Below are 2,776 nucleotides of genomic sequence, written 5' to 3'. Positions count from 1 at the left end.
GTTCCCGGTGGCCGACGTGGCCTTCGTGATCGGGGCCAACGACGTCACCAATCCCGCCGCCAAGACCGACAAGACCAGCGCCATCTACGGCATGCCGATCCTCGACGTGGAAAAGGCCCGCACCGTGCTGTTCGTGAAGCGTGGCATGTCCTCCGGCTATGCCGGCGTCGAGAACGAACTGTTCTTCCGCGACAACACCATGATGCTGTTCGGCGACGCCAAGAAGATGGTCGAGGGCATCCTCAAGGGGCTCTGAGGCGAAGGGTCCAATATTTCTCGGTATAGTCGAGCCTGGCGGCCGATCGCGACAATAGGCGCGGCCAGTCACGGTTTATTTCGCCACGTTTTGGTCTAGAAGACCCGTCACATAGCCCCCCGATACGGTGGTGACCTGTCGAAGCTTGGCCGCTTGACCTCTGGCGGACCACTGAGAAGCTCGACTGTACTGGACGAGGTATATTCTTGAATTCAACTGTCTCGGCCATGCTTGGCCGCTTGCGCCATTGTTGGCTCGAAGCCGCCCTGGCCGCCGGCGTGACCCTCACCGCCGTGACCGCCGCCTATGCTGCCAGCGCGGACCTGTCGCCGCCCCGGATCGCGCCGGGACCGCAGGCCGTCGCGCCCGCCGCCGCCCCGGTCGCGCCCCCGGCCCCGCCGCCGGCCATGTTCGAGTGCGGCGAACCGGTGCCGGGCCGCTCGGTCAATTCGCCCTTCGGCCTGCGGCGCATGCCCTGGGAAAAGCACGGCCGGCTGCATGAGGGCGTCGACATCGCCGCGCCCGTCGGCATGCCGGTCCTGGCCGTGGCGGACGGGGTCATCACTCGCGCCGGGAACAGCCCGAGCTACGGCCGCTTCGTCGAGGTCAAGCACGTCGAGGGCCTTGTCAGCTTCTACGCCCATCTGGGCCGCATCGATCCGCGCGCCAAGCCGGGCGTCGCCGTCCTGGGCGGCCGGGCGATCGGCAAGATCGGCTCCAGCGGAACCTCCACCGGCCCGCACGTGCATTTCGAGATCCGCCAGGACGACCGACCCTTGAACCCCGTCGCCTTCATCGGGCGCGAATTCGCCACGGCCGATGACCTGCCCTTGCAGACCGCCGCCCGCTATTCGCGGCGGGTGCGCGTGGCCCACGTCTCGTTCATTCCGGAAGCCAAGCGCGCGCTCATGGAAGGCCCGCGCAAGTCCGGAAAGGCCGACAAGGAGGACCGCCCGCGTGCGACCCTGACCTTCACGGCCAAGTCGGCCGACACTGCCGGTGTCGAGGCCAGCGCGATGGTCCCCGCCGCCGAGCCCGTGATCCCCACCGCGGGCTAGGCGCGCGGTCGGCCGAAGGCCCGCTCGGCGGCGAAGGCGGCGACCAGCGCGAACACGGGCGCCGCGGCCATGAACCAGAGCGGGTGCGGGATCATCCACATGGTCCAGGCCGAGAAGGCGAACAGGGCGAGCGAGACGATCCGCCCAGCCCAGGCGCGGCGGCCCGCGACCAGGTTTCCCGTCGAGGCCCCGGCCAGCACTCCCAGGAACCAGGCCAGCAGGACGGCGCCCTTGGCCTCCAGCGGAATCTTCGACATCACCTTCGCGAGCTGGGCCGGGTCGGTCAGGTCCACCCCCGGCGGCGGCGGGAAGATCGTGTGGCCCATGCCCTCGACTACGCCGGTGACCACCATGCCGACCAGCACGCCCAGCACCACGCCCAGGATCAACCGCAACATTTTCGCCGCCCTCGCCTCGATCTCGCCGGGCAAACTCGGCTATTTGCCTTCCATGCTCAAGATCGACCGATGACCGGCGCCGGCTTCCACCCCACGCGGGGCGAACTCGTGGATATCGGCGGCCGCCGCCTGCGGGCGGTCCGCGCGGGGCCGTCGGGCGACCGGCCGCTGATCGTGCTGGAGTGCGGCGCCTTCGGCTGCGCCGCCGACTGGGCGGTGGTCCAGGACCGCCTGGCCGCCAAGGGGATGGCCAGCCTAGCCTATGATCGCGCTGGTCTCGGCTATTCCGATCCCGGCCCCTCGCCCCGCGACGGGGCGGCCATCGCCGACGACCTGACCCTGCTGCTGGAGCGGCTGGGCGAGCGCGGGCCCTATGTGATGGTCGGCCATTCCATGGCCGGCCTGCTGCTGCGGGTCTTCGTACCGCGTCATCGCGACCGGATCCTGGGCGTGGTGCTGGTCGACGCCGCTACGCCCGAGGTGATGGACGTCAAGAGCGCGGCCGGTGCGGTCAACGCCTACCGTGGGGCGATGAAGCTGGTCGGTATGTGGTCGGCGGCGGGCTTCATGCGCCCCGTCTCCCTGGTGATCGGCGATCTCATCGGGCTGGAGGGCGAAGCCTCGGCCGAGAAACGCCGGATCTACGGTTCGGCGGTCCACACGAAATGGGCGGCCGAGGAGGTCCAGCAGTGGCCCCGTACTTCGCTGATGGGCCGCCCACCTTTCGACCCGGACCTACCGGTGGCCGTGGTCACCGCGGGCGACGAGCGGCTCTCCGCTCCGCTGAAGCAGCTGCAGGTGGCGCCCGCCCTGGCCTCCCAGCGCGGCTATGTGGACCATGTGCGCGGCGCCAACCACGCCAGCCTGCTCGGCAAGCGGTTCGCCGACCCCATCGTCAAGGGCGTGGAGCACGTGCTCTCGGCCTAGATGGGGTAACGGGCCGGCCCCTCGCGGGGTGGGTGGTCGTCCCTCAGGCTGATGGTGTTTGCGGAGTCAGGGATTGGCCTGCTCCAAGCATCACTGGGGACGACCATGGAGCACTATGCCGGGATCGACGTATCGCT

General features: G+C 69.5%; 4 protein-coding genes. 3 read left to right on the top strand and 1 reads right to left on the bottom strand.

Annotation, left to right across the window (positions count from 1 at the left end; genetic code table 11):
* Both Q8Q88_RS21785 and Q8Q88_RS21780 read left to right on the top strand, forming a co-directional pair.
* On the top strand, positions 1–256 hold a 256-nt coding region (locus Q8Q88_RS21785; protein ID WP_305677283.1), incomplete at its 5' end, for an NAD(P)(+) transhydrogenase (Re/Si-specific) subunit beta.
* A gap of 206 nt (positions 257–462) precedes the next feature.
* The gene (locus Q8Q88_RS21780; RefSeq protein WP_305677282.1) at positions 463–1,314 is read left to right on the top strand and encodes a M23 family metallopeptidase; all 852 of its coding nucleotides are present in this window, start codon (positions 463–465) and stop codon (positions 1,312–1,314) included.
* On the opposite strand, the gene Q8Q88_RS21775 is transcribed toward Q8Q88_RS21780, so the two are convergent.
* Complete coding sequence (locus Q8Q88_RS21775; protein WP_305677281.1) at positions 1,311–1,712, bottom strand: hypothetical protein; 402 nt, start codon at positions 1,710–1,712, stop codon at positions 1,311–1,313. The two genes, Q8Q88_RS21780 and Q8Q88_RS21775, sit on opposite strands and share 4 nt — an antisense overlap.
* 69 nt (positions 1,713–1,781) lie before the next feature.
* Here Q8Q88_RS21775 and Q8Q88_RS21770 point away from each other — a divergent pair, with 69 nt between their 5' ends.
* Positions 1,782–2,639: an alpha/beta fold hydrolase gene (locus tag Q8Q88_RS21770; RefSeq protein WP_305677280.1), complete on the top strand. Its 858-nt coding sequence runs from the start codon at positions 1,782–1,784 to the stop codon at positions 2,637–2,639.
* The last annotated feature ends 137 nt before the right edge of the window (positions 2,640–2,776 follow it).

The sequence above is a fragment of the Phenylobacterium sp. genome (assembly GCF_030697925.1).
GTDB lineage: Bacteria > Pseudomonadota > Alphaproteobacteria > Caulobacterales > Caulobacteraceae > Phenylobacterium.
Note: the sequence above shows the minus strand (reverse complement) of the source record. Positions and strands in the feature narration are given on the sequence as shown.

Bases quoted from the DNA above. Each gene is read 5' to 3' on its own strand.
- Q8Q88_RS21775 (WP_305677281.1), bottom strand. From the start codon at position 1,712: ATGTTGCGGTTGATCCTGGGCGTGGTGCTGGGCGTGCTGGTCGGCATG.
- Q8Q88_RS21770 (WP_305677280.1), top strand. From the start codon at position 1,782: ATGACCGGCGCCGGCTTCCACCCCACGCGGGGCGAACTCGTGGATATC.